At 71.6% G+C, this 19,500-nt stretch carries 20 protein-coding genes; 16 read left to right on the top strand and 4 right to left on the bottom strand.

The window, feature by feature from the left end; translation table 11 throughout:
- The 8 genes from L6E10_RS25365 to L6E10_RS25330 all read left to right on the top strand — a co-directional run.
- Positions 1–822 (top strand): sugar phosphate isomerase/epimerase (locus tag L6E10_RS25365; protein WP_236222073.1); only part of this gene is annotated, 822 nt, incomplete at its 5' end.
- 384 nt (positions 823–1,206) lie between these two features.
- Complete coding sequence (locus tag L6E10_RS25360; protein WP_236222071.1) at positions 1,207–2,103, top strand: proline dehydrogenase family protein; 897 nt, start codon at positions 1,207–1,209, stop codon at positions 2,101–2,103.
- Positions 2,100–2,882 carry a thioesterase family protein gene (locus L6E10_RS25355; protein WP_236222069.1) on the top strand — a complete coding sequence of 261 codons (783 nt, stop codon included), beginning with the start codon at positions 2,100–2,102 and terminating at the stop codon, positions 2,880–2,882. The genes L6E10_RS25360 and L6E10_RS25355 overlap by 4 nt, the downstream gene beginning before the upstream one ends.
- Before the next feature lie 10 nt (positions 2,883–2,892).
- Positions 2,893–3,702 carry a pyrroline-5-carboxylate reductase gene (proC, locus tag L6E10_RS25350; RefSeq protein WP_090094583.1) on the top strand — a complete coding sequence of 270 codons (810 nt, stop codon included), beginning with the start codon at positions 2,893–2,895 and terminating at the stop codon, positions 3,700–3,702.
- A 136-nt stretch (positions 3,703–3,838) separates the two neighbouring features.
- Positions 3,839–4,051 carry a helix-turn-helix domain-containing protein gene (locus L6E10_RS25345; protein WP_030477960.1) on the top strand — a complete coding sequence of 71 codons (213 nt, stop codon included), beginning with the start codon at positions 3,839–3,841 and terminating at the stop codon, positions 4,049–4,051.
- Positions 4,052–4,171: 120 nt separating this feature from the next.
- Positions 4,172–4,273: a 30S ribosomal protein bS22 gene (locus tag L6E10_RS25340; protein WP_015105422.1), complete on the top strand. Its 102-nt coding sequence runs from the start codon at positions 4,172–4,174 to the stop codon at positions 4,271–4,273.
- A 275-nt stretch (positions 4,274–4,548) separates the two neighbouring features.
- Positions 4,549–5,586, top strand: a complete 1,038-nt coding sequence (locus tag L6E10_RS25335) for an NAD-dependent epimerase/dehydratase family protein (protein ID WP_236222067.1) — start codon at positions 4,549–4,551, stop codon at positions 5,584–5,586.
- Positions 5,587–5,601: 15 nt separating this feature from the next.
- Positions 5,602–6,561: a lysophospholipid acyltransferase family protein gene (locus L6E10_RS25330; protein WP_236222065.1), complete on the top strand. Its 960-nt coding sequence runs from the start codon at positions 5,602–5,604 to the stop codon at positions 6,559–6,561.
- On the opposite strand, the gene L6E10_RS25325 is transcribed toward L6E10_RS25330, so the two are convergent.
- Positions 6,530–7,804 carry an isocitrate lyase/phosphoenolpyruvate mutase family protein gene (locus L6E10_RS25325; RefSeq protein ID WP_236222064.1) on the bottom strand — a complete coding sequence of 425 codons (1,275 nt, stop codon included), beginning with the start codon at positions 7,802–7,804 and terminating at the stop codon, positions 6,530–6,532. The two genes, L6E10_RS25330 and L6E10_RS25325, sit on opposite strands and share 32 nt — an antisense overlap.
- A 65-nt stretch (positions 7,805–7,869) precedes the next feature.
- On the opposite strand from L6E10_RS25325, the gene L6E10_RS25320 reads away from it, so the two are divergent.
- Positions 7,870–8,532 carry a helix-turn-helix transcriptional regulator gene (locus tag L6E10_RS25320; protein ID WP_236222062.1) on the top strand — a complete coding sequence of 221 codons (663 nt, stop codon included), beginning with the start codon at positions 7,870–7,872 and terminating at the stop codon, positions 8,530–8,532.
- Positions 8,533–8,539: 7 nt separating this feature from the next.
- Here L6E10_RS25320 and L6E10_RS25315 read toward each other — a convergent pair whose 3' ends face one another.
- From L6E10_RS25315 to L6E10_RS25305, 3 genes are all read right to left on the bottom strand, one after another.
- A complete protein-coding gene (locus L6E10_RS25315) occupies positions 8,540–9,436 on the bottom strand; it encodes an HAD family phosphatase (protein WP_236222060.1) in 897 nt (298 codons plus the stop codon).
- An 82-nt stretch (positions 9,437–9,518) separates the two neighbouring features.
- A complete protein-coding gene (locus L6E10_RS25310) occupies positions 9,519–10,511 on the bottom strand; it encodes a DUF5667 domain-containing protein (protein ID WP_236222058.1) in 993 nt (330 codons plus the stop codon).
- A gap of 138 nt (positions 10,512–10,649) precedes the next feature.
- A complete protein-coding gene (locus tag L6E10_RS25305) occupies positions 10,650–11,270 on the bottom strand; it encodes a sigma-70 family RNA polymerase sigma factor (protein ID WP_090094590.1) in 621 nt (206 codons plus the stop codon).
- A 166-nt stretch (positions 11,271–11,436) separates the two neighbouring features.
- Between L6E10_RS25305 and L6E10_RS25300 the strand changes: the two genes are divergently transcribed.
- The 7 genes from L6E10_RS25300 to L6E10_RS25270 all read left to right on the top strand — a co-directional run bounded on the left by L6E10_RS25300 (position 11,437) and on the right by L6E10_RS25270 (position 19,462).
- Positions 11,437–12,912 carry an AMP-binding protein gene (locus L6E10_RS25300; RefSeq protein ID WP_236222056.1) on the top strand — a complete coding sequence of 492 codons (1,476 nt, stop codon included), beginning with the start codon at positions 11,437–11,439 and terminating at the stop codon, positions 12,910–12,912.
- Between the two features lie 4 nt (positions 12,913–12,916).
- Positions 12,917–13,153, top strand: a complete 237-nt coding sequence (locus tag L6E10_RS25295) for a glutaredoxin family protein (RefSeq protein ID WP_236222054.1) — start codon at positions 12,917–12,919, stop codon at positions 13,151–13,153.
- A gap of 67 nt (positions 13,154–13,220) precedes the next feature.
- The gene (locus tag L6E10_RS25290) at positions 13,221–14,690 is read left to right on the top strand and encodes a molybdopterin-dependent oxidoreductase (protein WP_236222053.1); all 1,470 of its coding nucleotides are present in this window, start codon (positions 13,221–13,223) and stop codon (positions 14,688–14,690) included.
- Positions 14,691–14,857: 167 nt separating this feature from the next.
- Entirely contained in the window at positions 14,858–15,628 is a 771-nt protein-coding gene (locus L6E10_RS25285) for a redox-sensing transcriptional repressor Rex (protein ID WP_374237495.1), read from the top strand.
- 37 nt (positions 15,629–15,665) lie between these two features.
- A complete protein-coding gene (locus tag L6E10_RS25280) occupies positions 15,666–16,979 on the top strand; it encodes a glutamyl-tRNA reductase (RefSeq protein ID WP_236222051.1) in 1,314 nt (437 codons plus the stop codon).
- Positions 16,976–17,911: a hydroxymethylbilane synthase gene (gene hemC, locus L6E10_RS25275; protein WP_236222049.1), complete on the top strand. Its 936-nt coding sequence runs from the start codon at positions 16,976–16,978 to the stop codon at positions 17,909–17,911. Before L6E10_RS25280 ends, hemC begins: the two co-directional genes overlap by 4 nt.
- Positions 17,912–17,929: 18 nt before the next feature.
- A complete protein-coding gene (locus L6E10_RS25270; RefSeq protein WP_236222047.1) occupies positions 17,930–19,462 on the top strand; it encodes a bifunctional uroporphyrinogen-III C-methyltransferase/uroporphyrinogen-III synthase in 1,533 nt (510 codons plus the stop codon).
- Positions 19,463–19,500: the final 38 nt, after the last annotated feature.

Below are 19,500 nucleotides of genomic sequence, written 5' to 3'. Positions count from 1 at the left end.
CTCTCCACGGCGTCGGTCTACCCGCAGCCCGCCGGAGCGGCGTTCGACATCGCGTCCGAGCTGGGCTACGACGGCGTCGAGCTGATGGTGTGGGCCGACCCGGTGTCGCAGGACATCCGCGCGGTCGACCGCCTGTCGTCCCGGACGGGCATGCCGGTGCTCGCCGTGCACGCGCCCTGCCTGCTGATCTCGCAACGCGTGTGGTCACCCGACCCGGCCGAACGCCTGCGCCGGGCCGTTTCGGCAGCGGCCGACCTGGGCGCGCCGACCGTCGTCCTGCACCCGCCGTTCCGGTGGCAGCGCAAGTACGCGGACGGCTTCGCCGAGCTGGTCTCGTCGCTGGAGGACGAGAGCGGCATCGCGATCGCCGTGGAGAACATGTTCCCGGTGAAGCGCCCCCTGGGCCGCGGCCGCTCGGTGGAGATGAACGCCTTCAAGCCGTCGGTCGACCCGACCGACGTGGGGCACCGCAACTACACGCTCGACCTGTCGCACTCCGCCGCGGCGCACATGGACGCCCTGGAGCTCGCGAAGCGGATGGGGGACGGGCTGCGGCACGTCCACCTCGCCGACGGCTCCGGTGCGCCGAAGGACGAGCACATGGTGCCGGGGCGCGGGACCCAGCCCTGTGCGGAGCTCTGCGAGATGCTGGCGCGGGGCGGGTTCGACGGGCAGGTCGTGCTGGAGGTCAACACCCGGCGGGCCGGGTCCGTGGAGGCTCGGCGGGAGATGCTGGCCGAGGCGTTGTTGTTCGCCCGGCTGCACCTGGACTGGGCTGCCGAGGGTGGGGCCGGGAAGGCCAGGCCCGGGATTTCCCGCTGACGCGCGGGTCGGCTTGCGTTAGTTGGCGCCTGTTCCAGCGGCGTGGGTGCGCTGGCGCGGTCGGGCCGCCTTGCGTGAGTGGTTCCTCAAGTCGGGACCAATCGCCTTCGCCGGTGCCGACCGCTGCCCGGCGGCGTCAGGTTCATCCGGCTCGCTGCGCATCGCCACGCCAGGCTGCATGCGTGGTTGGGCTGCGAATGCGGCTGTCCGGTTGAGTGCGCGCGCCGGGCCTGGGTGCGTGGTCGCCTTGCGTTGGCGGGTGCGGTTGGCACCTCGCGCCTGGCCTGGGTGGCCGGTAGCCGCTGCGGCCGGCTGCGCGTCGTCCTGCCAGGCCGAGTGAGTCCCCGCCGCCGGTAAGTCGACTGGCGAGTTAGGGTTCCTGGTGTGGACCCGCTGCGAGCGTTGATCATGGCCGCGTCTCGCAACGAGACGGTTCGGCACCTCGTCGCCAACGCGCCCATCAGTCGTGACGTCGTGAAGCGGTTCGTGGCTGGTGAGAGCACGAAGGACGCTGTCGAGGTCGTGAGGGGTCTTGGGCTGCCGGTGACGCTGGACTACCTCGGTGAGGACACCACGGACAAGGCGCAGGCCGAGAAGACCGTTCAGGCGTACCTGGAGCTCCTCGACGCCCTGCACGCCGCCGGGTTGGCCGGGGACGCGGAGGTGAGCGTCAAGTTGTCCGCGGTCGGGCAGTCGCTCGACGAGGCCCTCGCGCTGACGAACGCCTCCCGGATCTGCGCCGCCGCCGAGCAGTGCGGGACGACCGTCACGCTCGACATGGAGGACCACACCACCACCGACTCGACGTTGCGGGTGCTGCGCGAGCTGCGGCGCACCTGGCCGTGGGTGGGTGCGGTGCTGCAGACGTACCTGCACCGGACGCTCGACGACTGCCGCGAGCTCTCCGGGGCCGGGAGCAGGGTCAGGCTGGTCAAGGGCGCCTACGCGGAGCCTCCCGAGGTGGCGGTCCAGGACCCGCACGAGGTCGACCTGAACTACGTGCGGTGCGCGAACGTCCTGCTGGCGGGCGAGGGCTACCCGATGTTCGCCACGCACGACCCGAGGCTCGTCGAGATCATCGGCGAGCGGGCCCGCTGGTACGACAAGACCGACTTCGAGTACCAGATGCTGTACGGCATCCGGCCCGAGGAGCAGAAGCGCCTCGGCACTCGCGTTTATGTCCCCTACGGCGAGCAGTGGTACGGATATCTCATGCGGCGACTTGCGGAACGGCCTGCCAACGTGACTTTCTTCCTGCGCTCGCTGGCCAGCCGCTCATGACCTTCTCCCAGTTCAGCGCGGTCCGGTCGCTCGGTGACGGAACGTTCACCGCGTCCCTGCCCGCCGAGTGGACCGTCGGCCCCAAGCCCCACGGCGGGTTCCTGCTGGCGGTGATGACGCGTGCGGCCGCCCAGGTGGTCGATGCCGAGCCGTTGGCCGTGTCCGCGCAGTTCCTGCGGGCTCCCGAGGTGGGGCCGGTGCTCGTCCGCACCGACGTGCGCAAGGCGGGGCGGACGGCGACCGTCATCGCGGTGACGCTGGAGCAGCGCGGGCAGGTGTGCGTCGAGGCGTCGGTGACGACCGGGCGCATCCCCGAGCACCGGGCCGACTACGTGAACCTCCCGGCGATGCCCGCCGCGCCGCCGGCCGGTGCGGTGGAGCTGGGCACGTTCCCGACCGGTGGCGCCTACAAGGTGGGCGCCCTCTGCGACCTGCGGGTGGACCGGGAGTCGGCGTCGTTCCTCGACCGGCGCACGGACGGGCCGCTGACGTTCAAGCTGTGGGCGCGGCCGGTCGACGAGCAGCCGGACCCGTACTTCGCGCTGGTCGCCGGGGACCTGTCGATGCCGGTGACGTTCAACCTCGGGCGCTTCGGGTGGTCGCCGACGGTGCAGCTGACGGCGTTGCTGCGGGCGCGGCCCGCGCCGGGGTGGCTGCGCATCCACGTCAGCTGCCAGGCGGTGCACGGGCAGTGGTTCGACGAGGACGCCACGGTCATCGACTCGGCCGGGCGGCTGGTGTGCCAGGCACGGCAGTTGGCGCTGTCCCCCGCTGTGTGAGACTTGACCGATGACGAAGATCGCGGTGCTCGGCGCGGGCAAGATCGGTGAGGCGCTGCTGTCCGGGCTCCTGCAGGGCGGCCGCGCGGCCGCCGATCTGATGTTCACGGAGAAGCACGAGTCCCGGGCCCGGTCGCTGACCGAGCAGTACGGGTTCGAGGCCGTCACGGTCGCGGGCGCGGCGGCCCGGGCCGACGTGCTGGTCGTGGCGGTCAAGCCGCAGGACATCGAGCCGCTGCTCACCGAACTGTCGCCGGTGCTGCGCCCGGGAACGCTCATCGTGTCGTTGTGCGCGGGCCTGCCGACGGCCCTGTACGAGCGCAGGCTGCCCGCGGGCACGCCGGTGGTGCGGGTCATGCCGAACACGCCGATGGTCGTCGGTGAGGCGATGAGCGCGGTCTCCGGCGGGTCCAACGCGACGGCCGAGCACCTCAAGGTCGTCGAGGAGCTGCTGTCGACCGTGGGCAAGGTCGCGGTGGTGCCGGAGTCGCAGCAGGACGCGGTGACGGCGCTGTCGGGGTCCGGTCCCGCGTACTTCTTCTTCCTGGTCGAGGCGATGATCGACGCGGGCATCCTGCTCGGCATCCCGCGCGACCTGGCCTCCCAGCTCATCATCCAGTCGGCGGTGGGCGCCGCGACGATGCTCGCCGAGGGCACGAGCCACCCGGTGATCCTGCGCGAGGCCGTCACGTCGCCCGCCGGCACGACCATCATGGCGATCCGCGAGCTCGAGAAGCACGGCGTCCGCGCGGCCCTCCTCGCGGCCATCGAGAGCGCCCGCGACCGGTCCGTCGAGCTGGGTCGTCAGCACGAGGACTGACCGAAGTGAGGGCCCGGCGCCACTTGGCCGTCGCAGGAGCCACACCAGTCCCGCTACTCTCAGAGCAGCACGTGCGTGTCGAACCGTCGGTGGGGAAGACCGACGGCACGACACGTGTCGAAGGATGCGGTGATTTATGCCTGCGAAGGAGAACGAACGAACAGGTCTCGCTCAGGTGCAGTTCCTGACCGTGGCTGAAGTGGCCTCGATGATGCGGGTCTCCAAGATGACCGTGTACCGCCTGGTGCACTCCGGCGAGCTGCCCGCTGTGCGGGTCGGCAAGTCGTTCCGGGTGCCCGAGAAGGCGGTGCACGCCTACCTGGAGAACGCGTACTTCGACGCTGGCTGAAGGCCGGTGAACCCCGCCGGGTAGACTGGTAGGCCGATCGTGCTTACCGGCGCGCCGTGCTTGACACGGCCAAGGCTGGGGCGCGCCAGTCAAAGCAACGTCTAGAGCGAAGGAACCCGCATGGGCTCGGTCATCAAGAAGCGCCGCAAGCGCATGTCGAAGAAGAAGCACCGCAAGCTGCTGCGCAAGACCAGGGTCCAGCGCAGGAAGCGCGGCAAGTAAGCCCGCATGCGCTCTGCCGCCGCCGGCCTCCTCTCGGAGGAGACCGGCGGCGGTTGCGTTTCTCCGGCCCCCGCACCCCTGATCGGGTGCTCGCGCCGACGTGGCACACCACTGGGTGAGACGCGGCGGCACACCGCGGGAACAGGGGCCGCCGTTCGGGTGATTGGCCTGTGAAGCCCGCGTGACCTGCGTCAAGACGGCGTTCCGGCCCCCTCCGGTTTCCGATCCGGTCTGTAGCATCGACCAATCGCACCGCCCTTCGTGCTTGGAGTCGCATGACGCCCAAGGTCGTCCTCGTCACCGGAGTCAGCCGCTTCCTCGGCGGCCACCTCGCCGCGCGCTTCGCCGCGAACCCGGACGTCGAGCGCGTGCTCGGCGTGGACACCGAGCCGCCGCCGCGCGACCTGCTGCGCCGGATGGGCAGGGCGGAGTTCGTGCGGGCCGACATCCGCAACCCGCTGATCGCGAAGGTCATCTCCACCGCGAACGTGGACACGGTCGTCCACGCCTCCGTCACCGCCAACCCGGCCGGGCCCACCGGTCGCACGGCGATGAAGGAGATGAACGTCATCGGCACCATGCAGCTGCTGGCCGCGTGCCAGAAGTCGCCCAAGGTGCGGAAGCTGGTCGTGAAGTCCACCAGCGCCGTCTACGGCTCCAGCAGCCGCGACCCCGCGGTGTTCACCGAGGACATGGGGCCGAAGGACCTGCCGTCGTCCGGCTACGCCAAGGACGCGGTGGAGGTCGAGGGGTACGTGCGCGGGTTCGGCCGCCGCAGGCCGGACGTGAACGTCACCACGCTGCGCTTCACGAACTTCATCGGGCCGCGCATCGACACGGTGCTGACCCGCTACTTCGCCCTCCCGGTCGTGCCCACGGTGCTGGGCTACGACGCCCGCGTGCAGCTGCTGCACTCCGAGGACGCCCTGGCGGTCCTGGAGCGCGCGACGGTGCACGACCTGCCCGGTGTCTACAACGTGGGCGGTGACGGCGTGCTGCTGCTGTCGCAGGCGATCCGCCGGGCGGGCAGGCTGAACCTGCCGGTGCCCAGCTCCGCCGTGCCCACGGTCGGCGGCTTCTTCCGGAGCGCCCGGCTCGTCGACTTCTCGCCCGACCAGATGAGGTTCCTCAACTGGGGGCGCGTGGTCGACACGACCCTGCTGAAGAAGGAGTTCGGGTTCACGCCGCGGTGGACCACCCAGCAGGCGTTCGACGACTACGTGAACGGGCGGGGCTTGAAGCCGCTCGTCGACCCGGAGACGGTTGCCGCCGCGGAACGGGGAATCCTCGACGTGGCCGCCCGTTTCCGCTGATCTTGCTTTGAGGAGATGAACGCAGTGGCAGGAGCACGCGTTATCCCGCTGCACGACCCGGAACGCGACGCCGCGCGCAGAGCGCGCCACGTCGAGGTGGTTCCCGAACCGGAGCAGCAGCAGTCCGCGACACCGGACTGGGAACGCAGGCTGACCGACCTGCTGGCGTTCGCACGCAGGCGGCTCGCGGGCGACTACGAGGTCGACGAGTTCGGCTTCGACCGCGACCTCACCGAGAACGTGCTGATGCCGCCGCTGAAGCCGCTGTACGAGAAGTGGTTCCGCGTCGAGACGATCGGCCTGAACAACGTCCCGACGGCGGGCGGCGCGCTGATCGTGGCGAACCACTCCGGCACGGTGCCGCTCGACGCCCTGATGACCGCGTACGGCATCGCGTCCGAGCACCCGGCGCACCGGCCCCTGCGCGGCCTCGGCGCGGACCTGGTGTTCCGCACGCCGGTGCTCGGCGCCCTGGCCCGCAAGGGCGGCCAGACGCTCGCCTGCAACGCCGACGCCGAGCGCCTGCTGTCGTCCGGTGAGCTCGTCGGCGTGTGGCCGGAGGGCTTCAAGGGCATCGGCAAGCCGTTCAAGGACCGCTACAAGCTGCAGCGCTTCGGCCGCGGCGGCTTCGTGTCGGCGGCGCTCAAGACCGGCGTGCCGATCATCCCGGTCTCGATCGTCGGGGCCGAGGAGATCTACCCGATGATCGGCGACATCAAGGCGCTGGCGAGGCTGCTGGGCTTCCCGTACTTCCCGGTGACGCCGTTCTTCCCGCTGCTCGGGCCGCTGGGCGCCATCCCGCTGCCGTCGAAGTGGTACATCGAGTTCGGCGAGCCGATCCGCACCGACGTCTTCGGCGAGAACGCGGCCGACGACCCGATGCTGGTGTTCAACCTCACCGACCAGGTGCGCGAGACGATCCAGCAGACCCTGTACAGGCTGCTCACCCAGCGCAGGAACGTGTTCCTCGGCTGATCATCTCCTGCACCTCGGCGTAGCCGAACGCCCGCGGCGCGGGCGCACCGTCGCGGACTGCCCGCGCGGTCGTGACGGTGTGGTGCAGGGCCGCCCGGAACAGCAGTGATCCTGTGCTGATCCGCTTCACGCCGAGGTCGCCGAGCTCCTTCGGCGTGCGCTGCTGGACCAGCACGTTCAGCGGGGCCAGCACGGCGAGCCTCTCGATGTCGTGCGGGTCGGTCAGCCCCGCGACGAAGATGCCGTCGGCGCCGGCGTCGACATAGCGACGTGCGCGCTCCTCGGTCTCGTTCAGGGCGATGCCGAGCCAGTGGGTGTCGATGCGGGCGTTGAGGAAGACGCCCGGTGCGCGTTCCTTGACGGCTGAGATGAGTTCCGCCTGCTCCCGCGGGTCGGCCAGGCCGTGCGGGCGGCCGTCCTCCAGGTTCACGCCCGCGACGCCCAGGCTCGCGACGAGGCCGGCGACCTCGTCCGGTGGTGCGCCGAAACCCGACTCCAGGTCCGCGGTGACGGGGAACGGCAGGTCCGCGAGCAGCCGCGCGAGCGCGACGGTCTGATCTCCCGCGAGTCCCGCCCCGTCCTCGATCCCGTGGGCGGCGGCGACGCCGAGGCTCGTGGTGCCGACCGCCCGGAAGCCGGCGGCGTGCAGGGCGACGGCGGAGGAGTGGTCCCACGCGTTGGGGAGGACCAGCGGTTCCGCCTGGTGGTGCAGGGCCCTGAACGCCGTGTTCTTGGCGATCCGGGTGGCCAGGCGCCGTCCGGGACAGGCGTGCGGGCCATGGCCGAACGGGTGGTGCTCCAGGCTGACCTCGGCGACGCCCCGGGACGTCTGCCTGCGCGTGACCGGCACCGGCGGCGCGGGGTCGCCGGTGCGCAGGCGGTCGGCGAGGGCGTGCGTGGCGGCCCAAGCCTGGACGAGCAGCCCGATCCGGGCCGCCGCCTCCTCGTCGCGGGAGCCGGCCAGGCGTTCGACGGCGGCGTCGGCCGCCGCGGTGATCGGCTCGTGGGGCTGGTAGCTCGGGGCGATCGCGGCGATGTCGTCCAGCGAACCCGGCAGGCCGACCGCGGCGGCGAGCTCGTCGAGGGTGGTGACGTGGACACCGTCCAGCAGCCGCTCGGTCAGCGCGCGCCGGCAGGCGTGCTCGGCGCCGTTGCTGAACCTGACCACGGACGACCTGAGCCAGGCCACCCCGGCGTCTCCCGGCGGGACCGGCGGGACCGGCAGCAGCAGCTCTTCGCTCATGCCGACGACGCTAGGGCCTGGACGGTTCGGTGACGGCCGAAGTGTTCCGGTCGCAGAATGGGCCCGTGGAAGGACTCGCCAGGGTGGCCGGACTGCTCGCGGACTCGACCCGTGCCGCCGTGTGCGGGGCGCTGCTGGACGGGAGGGCCTGGACAGCGCGTGAGCTGGCCCTGCACGCGGGGGTGGCGGCCTCGACCGTCAGCGAGCACCTGACCCGGCTGGTCGAGGGCGGTCTGCTGGTCGAACACCGGCAGGGACGCCATCGGTACGTGGCGCTGGCCGGACCGCACGTCGCCGAACTGCTGGAGGCGATGGCGGCGTTCGGGCCGCGGGAGTCGCCCCGCGGGTTGCGGGCGGCCGCGGTGTCGGAGGCGATGGCGCGGGGGCGGACCTGCTACGACCACCTCGCCGGCCGGCTCGGCATCGCCCTGAAGAACGGGCTGGGGGACCTCGGCGTGGTCTCCGCCGACCTCACCATCACCGAGCCGGGCGAGGTCTGGCTGGCGAAGCTCGGCTTCGACCCGGGTGAGCGTCAGCGCAGCCGTGCCTGCCTCGACTGGACCGAGCGCGTCCCGCACCTCGCGGGTGCCGCCGGGGCGTTCCTCTGCGCGATGTTCTTCGAACGCGGTTGGACCCGCCGGATCGGCACGTCGAGGGCCGTCGTGCTCACCACGGAGGGGGAGCAGGGGTGGCGGGCGCTCGGCCTGCCGGGTGTGCCGGCCGCATGAGCTGCCGCTACCTGACGCGGCGGCGGTACGCCAGGGTTGCTGCCACGGCGCCTGCCACCGCCCCGGCGCCCAGCACCGACGGGACGCCGATCTTGGCCGCCTTGCGGCCCGTGCGGAAGTCGCGGATCTCCCAGCCCTTGCGGCGGGAGACCTCGCGGAGTTGCGAGTCCGGGTTGACGGCCACCGCCGTGCCCACGACGGAGAGCATCGGGACGTCGTTCGACGAGTCCGAGTAGGCGGTGCAGCGGCGCAGGTCCAGGCCTTCCTTGGCGGCCAGGGAGCGGACTGCCTGGGCCTTGGCCTTGCCGTGCAGGAGGTCGCCGACCAGGCGGCCCGTGTAGACGCCGTTCTCCGATTCGGAGACCGTGCCCAGGGCGCCGGTCAGGCCCAGGCGGCGGGCGATGATCTGGGCCAGCTCCACCGGGGTGGCGGTCACCAGCCAGACGCGTTGGCCCGCGTCGAGGTGCATCTGGGCCAGGGCCTGCGTGCCCTTCCAGATGCGGTCGGCCATCAGTTCGTCGTAGATCTCCTCGCCGAGCGAGACGAGTTCGCCGACGCTGCGGCCCGAGACGAACGACAGCGCCTGTTCGCGGGAGGCCTTGACGGACTCCGGGTCTTCCCTGCCGCCCACCCGGAACTTCAGCTGCTGCCAGACGAAACCTGCCAGGTCGGAGGTGGAGAAGTACTTGCGCGCGGCGAGGCCCCGGGCGAAGTGGAAGATCGAGGCGCCCATCATCATCGTGTTGTCCACGTCGAAGAAGGCCGCGGCGGTCAGGTCAGGCGGGACCGTCAGGGACGCTTCGAGCTCCGGCGCCATCGCGGCGGCCTGGATCGCCGCGTCTGCCGATGCCTCGCCGGCTAGTTCGGCCAGCCGGTCGCTCTCCACGTCACGCTTGCCTGCCATGTCACAAGCCTAGCGATCAGCCCGGCGAACCTGCTCAGAGCTGGTCCAGAACGACTTGGGCGCGTCGTGACCGGTGCGGTGCTCAGCCGAAGCTGATCCCCGGCAGCAGCGGCAGCGAGATGCTCGGCAGGGGCAGCGGGAGCGGGATCGTGATCTCCGGCTTGGTGGTCGACGGCCTGGGGGTGCTGCCCGGCTTCGAGGTGGGGGCGGCCGAGGTGCCGGGTGCCACCGACCGGGTGTGCTCCGGCGACGGGTTCGCGGAGCCGGGCGGCACGGGCTGACCCGCGGTGGGGGGTGCCGCCGAGGACGGCCTGCTGCTCGGTGGGGTGCTCGGGTCGGTGACGACCGAGTCGCACGCGTCCTTGGCGGGCAGCGGGCCCAGCGTGTCCGAGGAACCGCTGGTCACGGCGGCGCAGCCGGCTCGTGCGGCCAGGTCGTGGGCTCGCTGGGCGATGCTCGCCAGCAGCCACATCGTCGTGTCGGCGTGCGCGCCCGCGTCGCCGGGCAGGCGGGGGCGCAGGGTGCCGAGCTTCTCGTACTGGCCGAGCGCCCAGTCGCGGAGCGCGGGCAGCGCGGTCTTGTCGGAGGTCGTGGCCCAGGTGGTGAGCTGGCGGGAACCCTCGACGGCGTCGGCTTCGAGGTCGGTGAGGGCCCTGATCTGCGCGGACTCCTGCGACGAGCGGTCGGCCAGGGTTTCCATCTCGGTCACCCGGGACGCGGCGAACTCCAGGTGCTTGAGGGCCCGGTCCTGCTCGTCGAAGGTCAGGCCGAGCGAGGCGCTTTCGGTCGTGCGCTTCACGCCGTAGAGCGGGTCTCCCGGGAGCGCGTCACGGCTGAGCAGCACGCTCATTCCGGTGAGCGACAACAGCAAGCACAGGACCGCGGCCGCTGCGACTGCCAGTCGTGCGCGCGCTCCCACCCGTCTTACCGAGGCGACGGCCAGCGGTTTCTCGGGGGGCGGCGCGGTGAGGACGCGCTGCTTCATGCGTTCGCGCGTCTCGGCGTCCGGGCCGACGTCCATCTTCCTGAGCAGCTCGACGATCGCCAAGTCCTCGGCGAGGTCGTCGTTGCCCACCGGCTGAGGGCCGCCTTCAACGGCACGAGCGAAGCGCTCGTGCTCTGCCTGCCGCCACCGCGGTGTTCTTCCCTTGCCGTCCATCTCAGCCCGAGTAACGAAGTTGATCTGCTTTGGGTTACGCGTCTGCGATCGCGATCACCGCAACCACGACGGGAGGATCTGCGCGAGCCGCCTCACGGCCCGGTGTTGCAACGCCTTCACGGCGCCCTCGTTGCGGTCCATGAGCTGCGCGACCTCGGACACCGACTTGCCCTCGATGAACCTCAGCACGATGCACTCGCGCTGGTCGTCACCCAGTTGTGAGACGCACCGGAGCAGCTCCGCGTTGGTCGCCTCGGTCATGACCTCCTGCTCAGGACCGCTCGTCTCCTCGCGGTTGTCCTGGAGCTCGGCGGTCGTGACCTCGAGCCGGTAGCGGCTCGACTTCACGTGGTCGAACACGATGTTGCGGGCGATCGTCACGAACCACGCCCCGACGTCGCGGCCCTGGTAGCTGACCGAACCGATGCTCCGCAGCGCGCGCAGGAACGTCTCGCTGGTCACGTCCTCGGCGAACGCGCGGTCGCCGCCGACCCGGAAGAGGACATAGCGGAACACCATGTCGACGTACTTGTCGTACAGCACTCCGAACGCCCCGGTGTCACCCTCCTGGGCGGCCTTGACGAGCTGCCACGGCTCGTCGGCGGCGTTGTCGTGCTGACCTCCCGTCATGGTCCGGGTGGTCCTGATCGTGTTCGGTCGTGCCCGCGCGGTCATCGGCTCGCGGCACCTCCACAGAGTCGCCGTGGCGGCAGCATACGTGTTGTTACTCCGTAGTAGGTAGCGGACGGGGTTGCGACGGGGAGACGCGCGAACCGCGGCTTCATGACGCCCGTCACGCGTGGAACACTGCTCCAAGCGTTCAGTTGTTCATGAGGAGGCCATGGTGACTTCCGCTCGCAATGTCTCAGATCTGGTCCGTGCCTCGGCACAGCGGGGACCCAGCCACGTCGCACTGGTCGACGTCGCGAGCGGAAAGAGCTTCACGTGGAAAACAATCGACTCCGCGACCGATGCTTTCGCCCGCCATTTGGCTGATTCAGGCCTCCGATCGGGCGACCGCGTGGCGTTACGGCTCCCCACGAGCCCCGAGTTCGTGGTCGCGGTGTTCGGGGTCCTGCGCGCGGGTGGCGTCGTGGTGCCCACCGGCCCCGGCAACCCGCCGCGCGAGCTCCAGCGGATCCTCGCCGACTCGGGCGCCCGGTTCCTCGTCGGCGACGGAGAGGGGGCCGACGCGCAGGTCCTCGACCTCCCGGACGTCACGGCCACCGCGGAGCCCTTCGAGGCCGTCGGCGGCGGCGAGGACCTGGCGGTGCTCGGCTACACGTCGGGCACGTCCGGCGTGCCGCGCGGCGCGATGCTGTCGCACCGGGCGCTGCTCGCGAACGTCTCGCAGTGCGCCTCCCTGCGCCCCGCCCCCGTCACGGCGGGCGACAGGGTGCTGCTCGCGCTGCCGCTGTTCCACGTCTACGGCCTCGGCCCCGGCCTGCTGCAGGTGGCGGGCGCCGGCGCGACGGCGGTCCTGCTGGAGCGCTTCGAGCCGTCCACGGCGCTGGACGTCATCGAGGAGCACCGCGTCACGACGATGGTCGGGGTGCCGCCCATGTACCGGGCGCTGCTCGCGCACCCGGTCGAGGTGCTGCGCGAGAAGCTCGCCACCGTCCGCCTGTTCACCTCCGGCGCGGCCCCGCTGCCCGCGAGCGTCATCGCCGAGATGCGCGGCGTGATCGGCATCCCGGTCTACGAGGGCTACGGCCTGACCGAGACCGGCCCCGTGCTCACGTCCACGCTGGTCGGCGGTGTGCCGAAGCCGGGCTCGGTGGGCAGGGCGCTGCCCGGCGTCGAGATCCGGCTGGTCGACACGGACGGCTCGGTGCTCGACATCGACGAGGACGAGCCCGGCACGGGCCTGGTGTCCGCGAAGGGCGACAACCTCTTCAGCGGCTACTGGCCCGACGGCGCGCACGGCCCTGACTCCTCCGGCTGGTTCCGCACGGGCGACGTCGGCTTCATCGACGCCGACGGCGACCTGCACCTGGTCGACCGCGCCGGCGACCTGATCATCGTCAACGGCTTCAACGTCTACCCGCACGAGGTCGAGCAGGTCGTCTGCGAGTTGGAGCAGGTCCTGGAGACCGCGGCCGTCGGCGTGCCGGACGAGAAGACCGGCGAGTCGGTGAAGGTCGTGCTCGTGCTGCGCGACGGCCAGGAGCTGACGCCGGAGGACGTCGTGGCCCACTGCGCGGCGCGGCTCGCCAAGTTCAAGGTGCCGACGAAGGTCGAGTTCGCCCCGGCGCTGCCGCACTCGCCGACCGGCAAGCTGGCCCGCGCCGTGCTCCGCAGGCCCCTGGGAGCATGAGGGCATGACCCACCACGTGACGTTGATGAGCCGGGTGTCGTGCCACGCCTGCGAGGAGGCGGCGGCCGAGATCGAGCGGATCTGCGCCGACACGGGCGCCACCTGGTCCGTCGAGGACGTCGACTCCGACCCGGAGCTGCGGGCCGAGTACGGCGACCGGGTGCCGGTGTTCCTCGTCGACGGCGCCGAGCACGGGTACTGGAAGGTGGAGGAGGACCGCCTGCGGGCGGCCCTCGCCTGAGCCCGGGTGGTTACCGAGCCCTTACGGCTCACGCGAACCGGGGCCCGTCCGGTGTCGAATTGAAGGCATGAAGCCCGCCAAGGCCGCCCTGACCGGACTGCTCGCCCTGCTCGCCGCGCTCGCGGCCGGGCGCCTGGTGGCGGCGTTCGTGGGCCTGAGCGCCTCGCCCTACCTGGCGGTGGGCAACGCGTTCATCGACCTCACGCCGTCGTGGCTGAAGGACTTCGCCGTCAGCACGTTCGGCACGGCGGACAAGCTGGTGCTGCTCACCGGCATGGCGGTCGTCCTGGCCGGAATCGGGGTCGGCGCCGGGCTGGCCAGCAGGAACAGCCCCGCGCCGGGATCGCTGGTGGCCGTCCTGCTCGGGTTGGTCGGGGTGGTCGCGGTCGCCACCAGGCCCGACGTCGGCGCGCTCGCCGTCCTGGCGCCGGTCGCCAGTACGGCCGCCGGCGTCTCCGTGTTCCGCTACCTGCACAAGGAGGCGCGGGAGAGCGCGAGCAGGCGCGACTTCCTGGTCACGGCGGGTCTCGCGGTCACCGCGGGGGTCGTGGGCCAGGTCTTCGGCAGCCGGACCGACGTCGAGGGCAGCAGGCGGGCCGTCGGCGACCTCACGCCGAAGGTCAAGGCTCCCGAGATCCCCGTCGGCGCCGACTTCGTGCGGGACGGCACGCCGAGCTTCATCACGAGCAGCGAGGACTTCTACCGGATCGACACCGCGCTGAGCGTGCCCCGCATCCGGGCCGAGGAGTGGGCGCTGCGGGTGCACGGGATGGTCGAACGGCCGATGGTGCTCTCGTTCGAGGAGATCCGCAGCAGGGACCTCGTCGAGGAGACGGTGACGCTGACCTGCGTGTCCAACGAGGTCGGCGGCCCGTACACCTCCACGGCGAACTTCATCGGAGTCCGGATCGGCGACGTGCTGCGCGAAGCCGGTGTGAAGGCCGGCGCCGACCAGCTGTTCAGCACCAGCGAGGACGGCTTCACGGCCGGCAGCCCGCTCGACCACGTCCTCGAAAAGGGGCTCATCGCGATCGGCATGAACGGTCAGCCGCTGCCCGCCGAGCACGGCTTCCCGGCGCGGCTCGTCGTGCCGGGCCTGTACGGCTACGTCTCCGCGACGAAGTGGGTCACCGACCTCGAGGTCACGACCTTCGCCCAGGACCAGGGCTACTGGATCCCGCGCGGCTGGGCGACGCGGGCGCCGGTCAAGGCGTCCTCCCGCATCGACCGGCCCGCGCGCGGCGGAAAAATGCGGGGCAGGACGGTCATCGCCGGCACGGCCTGGGCACAGCCGCGGGGAGTGGCGAAGGTCGAGGTCCGGATCGACGGCGGGCCGTGGCAGGAGGCGCAGCTCGGTGCCGACGTCAGCGACACCACCTGGCGGATGTGGCGCGTGGAGCTCGACCTGCGGCCGGGCGGTCACACGGCCGAGTGCCGGGCCACCGACAAGTCCGGGGCCACCCAGGACCAGGCCCGCCTCGACCCCGTTCCCGACGGTGCGACGGGATGGCACTCGGTCACCTTCACCGTCGAGTAGACGCTCACCCCGTAGTGATCATGAACAACGGAAGTGCTGGTCACGCCCTGTGACCGGGCCCCGCGCCGCCGATCATCGACTTTGTGCATCCGTTCACAAGCGGTACGGTGTGCACATCACCAACGCCGCGGATCCCTGCGGTGGAGCACACCCGGAGGTCGGAGAGCGTGGCAGCACAGCGGGGCGAAGGTGAGACGACCACCACCCCTGCGGAGCCTGCCGACAGGGAGCGCGCTCGTGCGATCCCCGAGGCGGCCGTGGCCCGGCTCGCCGTGTACCTCCGCGTGCTGTCCGGCATGGCCGACCAGGGCGTCACGGCGGTCTCCAGCGAGGAGCTGAGCCAGGCCGCGGGTGTCAACGCGGCGAAGCTCCGCAAGGACCTGAGCTACATCGGCAGCTACGGCACGAGGGGCGTCGGGTACGACGTCGAGGTCCTCGTGAGCCACATCGAGCGCATCCTCGGCCTCACCCGCAACCACTCGGTGGCCGTCGTCGGCATCGGTAACCTTGGTCACGCTCTCGCGAACTACGGCGGGTTCCCCGGCCGGGGCTTCCCGGTCACCGCCCTCTTCGACGTGGACGCCGATCTCATCGGAATCCCTGTTGGGGGCATCCCCGTCAACCACATCGACGACATCACCGCCGTCTGCCTCGAGCGCGAGGTGTCGATCGGCGTCATCGCGACGCCGCCGCCCGCCGCTCAGTCGGTTTGCGACCGTTTGGTATCTGCGGGCGTGCAGTGCATTCTGAACTTCGCACCAGTTGTCCTCCAAGTTCCAGACAACGTCGAGGTGCGCAAGGTTGACTTGGCGGTCGAGATGCAGATCCTGTCGTTCCACGTCGCTCGACGTGCGGACGAGGCTGCCAGCGTCTCAGCAGGGATCGGCCCGGCAGGCAACAACGGACTCGGTGTGGACGGGATGGTGATTCGCCCGTGAGCGTGAGCCAGACGGCTCCGGCAGACGTGGTGAGTGCATGAGCGTGCTAGCAGTCGGGCTTTCGCACCGCACCGCCCCCGTCCCGGTCCTGGAACGCGTCACCGTGGCAGAGCCGGACCTGCCCAAGGTCCTCGGCCAGCTCCTCGCCGCCCCGAGCGTCTCCGAGGCGATGGTCGTGTCGACCTGCAACAGGGTCGAGGTCTACGCCGTCGTCGAGTCGTTCCACGGCGGCATGTCCGAGGTCGTCGACGTCCTCGCGCAGCACGCCCAGATCGAGCCCCAGGCGCTCTACGAGCACTTCTACGTGCACTACGCCGCCGCTGCCGTCGAGCACCTGTTCTCCGTCGCGGCCGGCCTCGACTCGATGGTCGTCGGCGAGTCCCAGATCCTCGGCCAGCTGCGCGGCGCGTACGCGGCGGCGGACGAGGCGGGCACCGTCGGCAGGACCGTCCACGAGCTCACCCAGAACGCGCTGCGCGTCGGCAAGCGCGTGCACGCCGAGACCGGCATCGACCACGCGGGCGCGTCGGTCGTGTCCGAGGCCCTCGCCGACGCCGAGACCGCGCTGGGCACCCTCGTCGGGAAGCGGGCGCTGCTCGTCGGCGCCGGCGCCATGGGCGGGCTCGCCGCCGCGCACCTGCGCCGCGCTGGCATCGGCGAGGTCGTCATCGCGAACCGGACGCAGGCCAACGGTGTGCGTCTCGCCACGTCGCTCGAGGCCGAGGGCGTGCCTTCGACGGCCGTCGACCTCACCGCGCTGCCCGTCGAGATCGACCTCGCGGACATCGTCTTCGCGTGCACCGGCTCGGTCGGCACGACCGTCCGCGCCGACATGATCGGCAAGCGCTCGCGGCCGCTGGTCGTGTGCGACCTGGGCCTGCCCAAGGACGTCGACCCGGCCGCCGCCGAGCTGCCGAACGTTCGTGTGGTGGACCTGGAAACGCTGCAGCGGCGCCTCTCCGACGCCCCCGCCGGCCAGGACGCCCGCCTGGCGGCCCGGCTGGTCGCCGACGAGGTGAAGGCCTACCTCGCGGGCCAGCGCTCCGCCGAGGTCACGCCGACCGTCACGGCCCTGCGCAAGCGGGCGGCCGAGGTGGTCGACGCCGAGCTGCTCCGCCTCGATTCGCGGCTCCCCGAACTGGACGCCGCGACACGCGGTGAATTGGCCAAGACGGTGCGCCGCGTTGTAGACAAGCTCCTGCACACGCCGACCGTCAGGGTGAAGGAGCTCGCCTCCGCCCCTGGTGGCACCGGCTACGCGGAGGCTCTCCGCGAGCTCTTCGGGCTCGACCCCCAGACGCCTGGGGTTGTCAGTCAGACCAAGTCTTCTGTGGATGGTGAAACGCGGTGACCCGCACCCTACGGATGGGTACCCGAGGCAGCGCCCTGGCGCTGGCGCAGACGGGTACCGTCGCCGAGGCCCTCAGGGCCGCCGGCGCCCAGGTCGAGATCGTCGTCGTCAAGACGCCGGGCGACCTCTCCGACGCGCCGATCGCGCAGATCGGCATCGGTGTCTTCACGTCGGCTCTCCGCGACGCGCTCGCGAACGGTGAGATCGACATCGCCGTCCACTCCTACAAGGACCTCCCGACCGCGCCGGACCCCCGTCTGGTGCTCGCGGCCGTGCCCCAGCGCGAGGACCCGCGCGACGCCCTCGTGGCGCGCGACGGCCTCACGCTCGGCGAGCTGCCGCCGGGGTCCACCGTGGGCACGGGCTCCCCGCGCCGCGCGGCCCAGCTGGAGGCGTTGGGCCTCGGGCTGAACATCGTCCCGTTGCGCGGCAACGTGGACACGCGCATCGGCAAGGTCCGCGGCGGTGAGCTCGACGCCGTGGTGCTGGCCCGTGCCGGCATCGCGCGCCTGGGCCGCGTCGGTGAGATCACCGAGACGCTGGAGCCCATCCAGATGCTTCCCGCGCCCGCACAGGGCGCGTTGGCAGTCGAGTGCCGGGTCGACGACGTCGACGCCGAGCACCTGATCCAGTCCACTCTGGACGATTCGGCCAGCCGGGCCGCTGTGACCGCCGAGCGCGCCATGCTGGCCGCGCTCGAGGCGGGCTGCAGCGCGCCGGTCGGCGCGCTGGCCGATGTGGTGGAAGACCTCGACGACGAGGGCAAGGTCGTGTACCGACTTTCCCTGCGCGGGGTCGCAGCGACGCCGGAGAACGATCTCCTCCGCGCGTCCGCCACCGGTGACTTGACCGAAGCTGAGGGACTCGGCCGGGCGCTGGCCGCCGAGTTGCTCGACCTCGGGGCCGCGGTTCTCAGCGGTCCAGAGGCGTAATCGATGGGGAGTGCCCTGATGACCCGCGCACGCAAGACCCCCGGACGCGTCGCCTTCGTGGGCTCCGGCCCCGGCGACACCGGGCTGCTCACGGTCCGGGCCCACGACTTGCTCACCAGGGCTGAACTCGTGGTCACCGACCCGGACGTCCCCGCGGACGTCCTCGCGACCGTGCCGGAGGGAGTCGAGGTCCGCCCCGCTGTCGGCGAGTCCGCCGACGTGGCCAAGGACCTGGTGAACGAGGCGAAGAACGGCGCCACGGTCGTCCGCCTCGTCGCGGGTGACCCGCTGACGCTCGACTCGGTCGTCAAGGAGGCGCAGGCCGTCGCGAAGTCGACGATCCCGTTCGACGTCGTCCCCGGCGTGCCCTCGGGCACCGCGGTCCCGGCGTACGCGGGCGTCGCGCTCGGCGGTGTGCACACCGAGGTCGACGTGCGCGCGGTGACGGACTGGGCGGGCCTCGCGGCCTCGCCCGGCACGCTCGTGCTGCACGCGACCGGCTCGCACCTCGCCGAGGCCGCGTCGAACCTGGTCGAGAACGGCCTCGCGCCGCAGACCCCGGTCGCCGTGACCGCCGAGGGCACGGGCTTCCAGCAGCGCACCGTCGACACCACGCTGGCCGCCGTCGCGGCCGACGCAGGTGAGATGGGCGGTCCGCTGGTCGTCACGGTCGGCGCCGCCGCGGCCGCGCGCTCGAAGCTCTCCTGGTGGGAGTCGCGGGCGCTGTACGGCTGGCGGGTGCTGGTCCCGAGGACCAAGGAGCAGGCCGGCGCGATGAGCGAGCGCCTGCACTCGCACGGCGCGATCGCCGTCGAGGTGCCGACGATCTCCGTCGAGCCGCCCCGCAGCCCCGCGCAGATGGAGCGCTCGGTCAAGGGTCTCGTCGACGGCCGCTACCAGTGGGTCGTCTTCACCTCGACCAACGCCGTGCGCGCCGTGTGGGAGAAGTTCCGCGAGTTCGGCCTGGACGCCCGCGCGTTCTCCGGCGTGAAGATCGCCTGCGTCGGCGAGGCCACGGCCGCGAAGGTGCGCTCGTTCGGCATCATCCCCGAGCTCGTGCCGTCCGGTGAGCAGTCGTCCGAGGGCCTGCTGAACGACTTCCCGCCCTACGACGACATCCTGGACCCGGTCGACCGCGTGCTGCTGCCGCGGGCCGACATCGCCACCGAGACGCTGGCCGCGGGCCTGCGCGAGCGTGGCTGGGAGATCGACGACGTGACGGCGTACCGCACCGTGCGTGCGGCCCCGCCGCCCGCCGACACCCGCGAGATGATCAAGTCCGGTGGTTTCGACGCGGTGTGCTTCACCTCGTCGTCGACCGTGCGGAACCTGGTCGGCATCGCGGGCAAGCCGCACGCCCGCACGCTGGTCGCGTGCATCGGCCCGCAGACCGCCGAGACGGCGCGGGAGTTCGGCCTCCGGGTCGACGTGCAGCCCGAGGAGGCGAACGTGCCCGCGCTGGTCGACGCGCTGGCCGCCCACGCCGCCCGGTTGCGCGCCGAGGGAGCGCTGCCTCCGCCGCGCAAGACCAAGCGCCTGCGCAGGAGCTAGAACACACTGAAGCCGTCGGGGCCACTCAAGATCCTTTG

It is taken from the genome of Lentzea sp. CC55, from assembly GCF_021056325.1.
In the GTDB taxonomy this organism is placed as follows: domain Bacteria; phylum Actinomycetota; class Actinomycetes; order Mycobacteriales; family Pseudonocardiaceae; genus Lentzea; species Lentzea jiangxiensis.
This window is presented reverse-complemented; position numbering and strand designations above follow the sequence as displayed.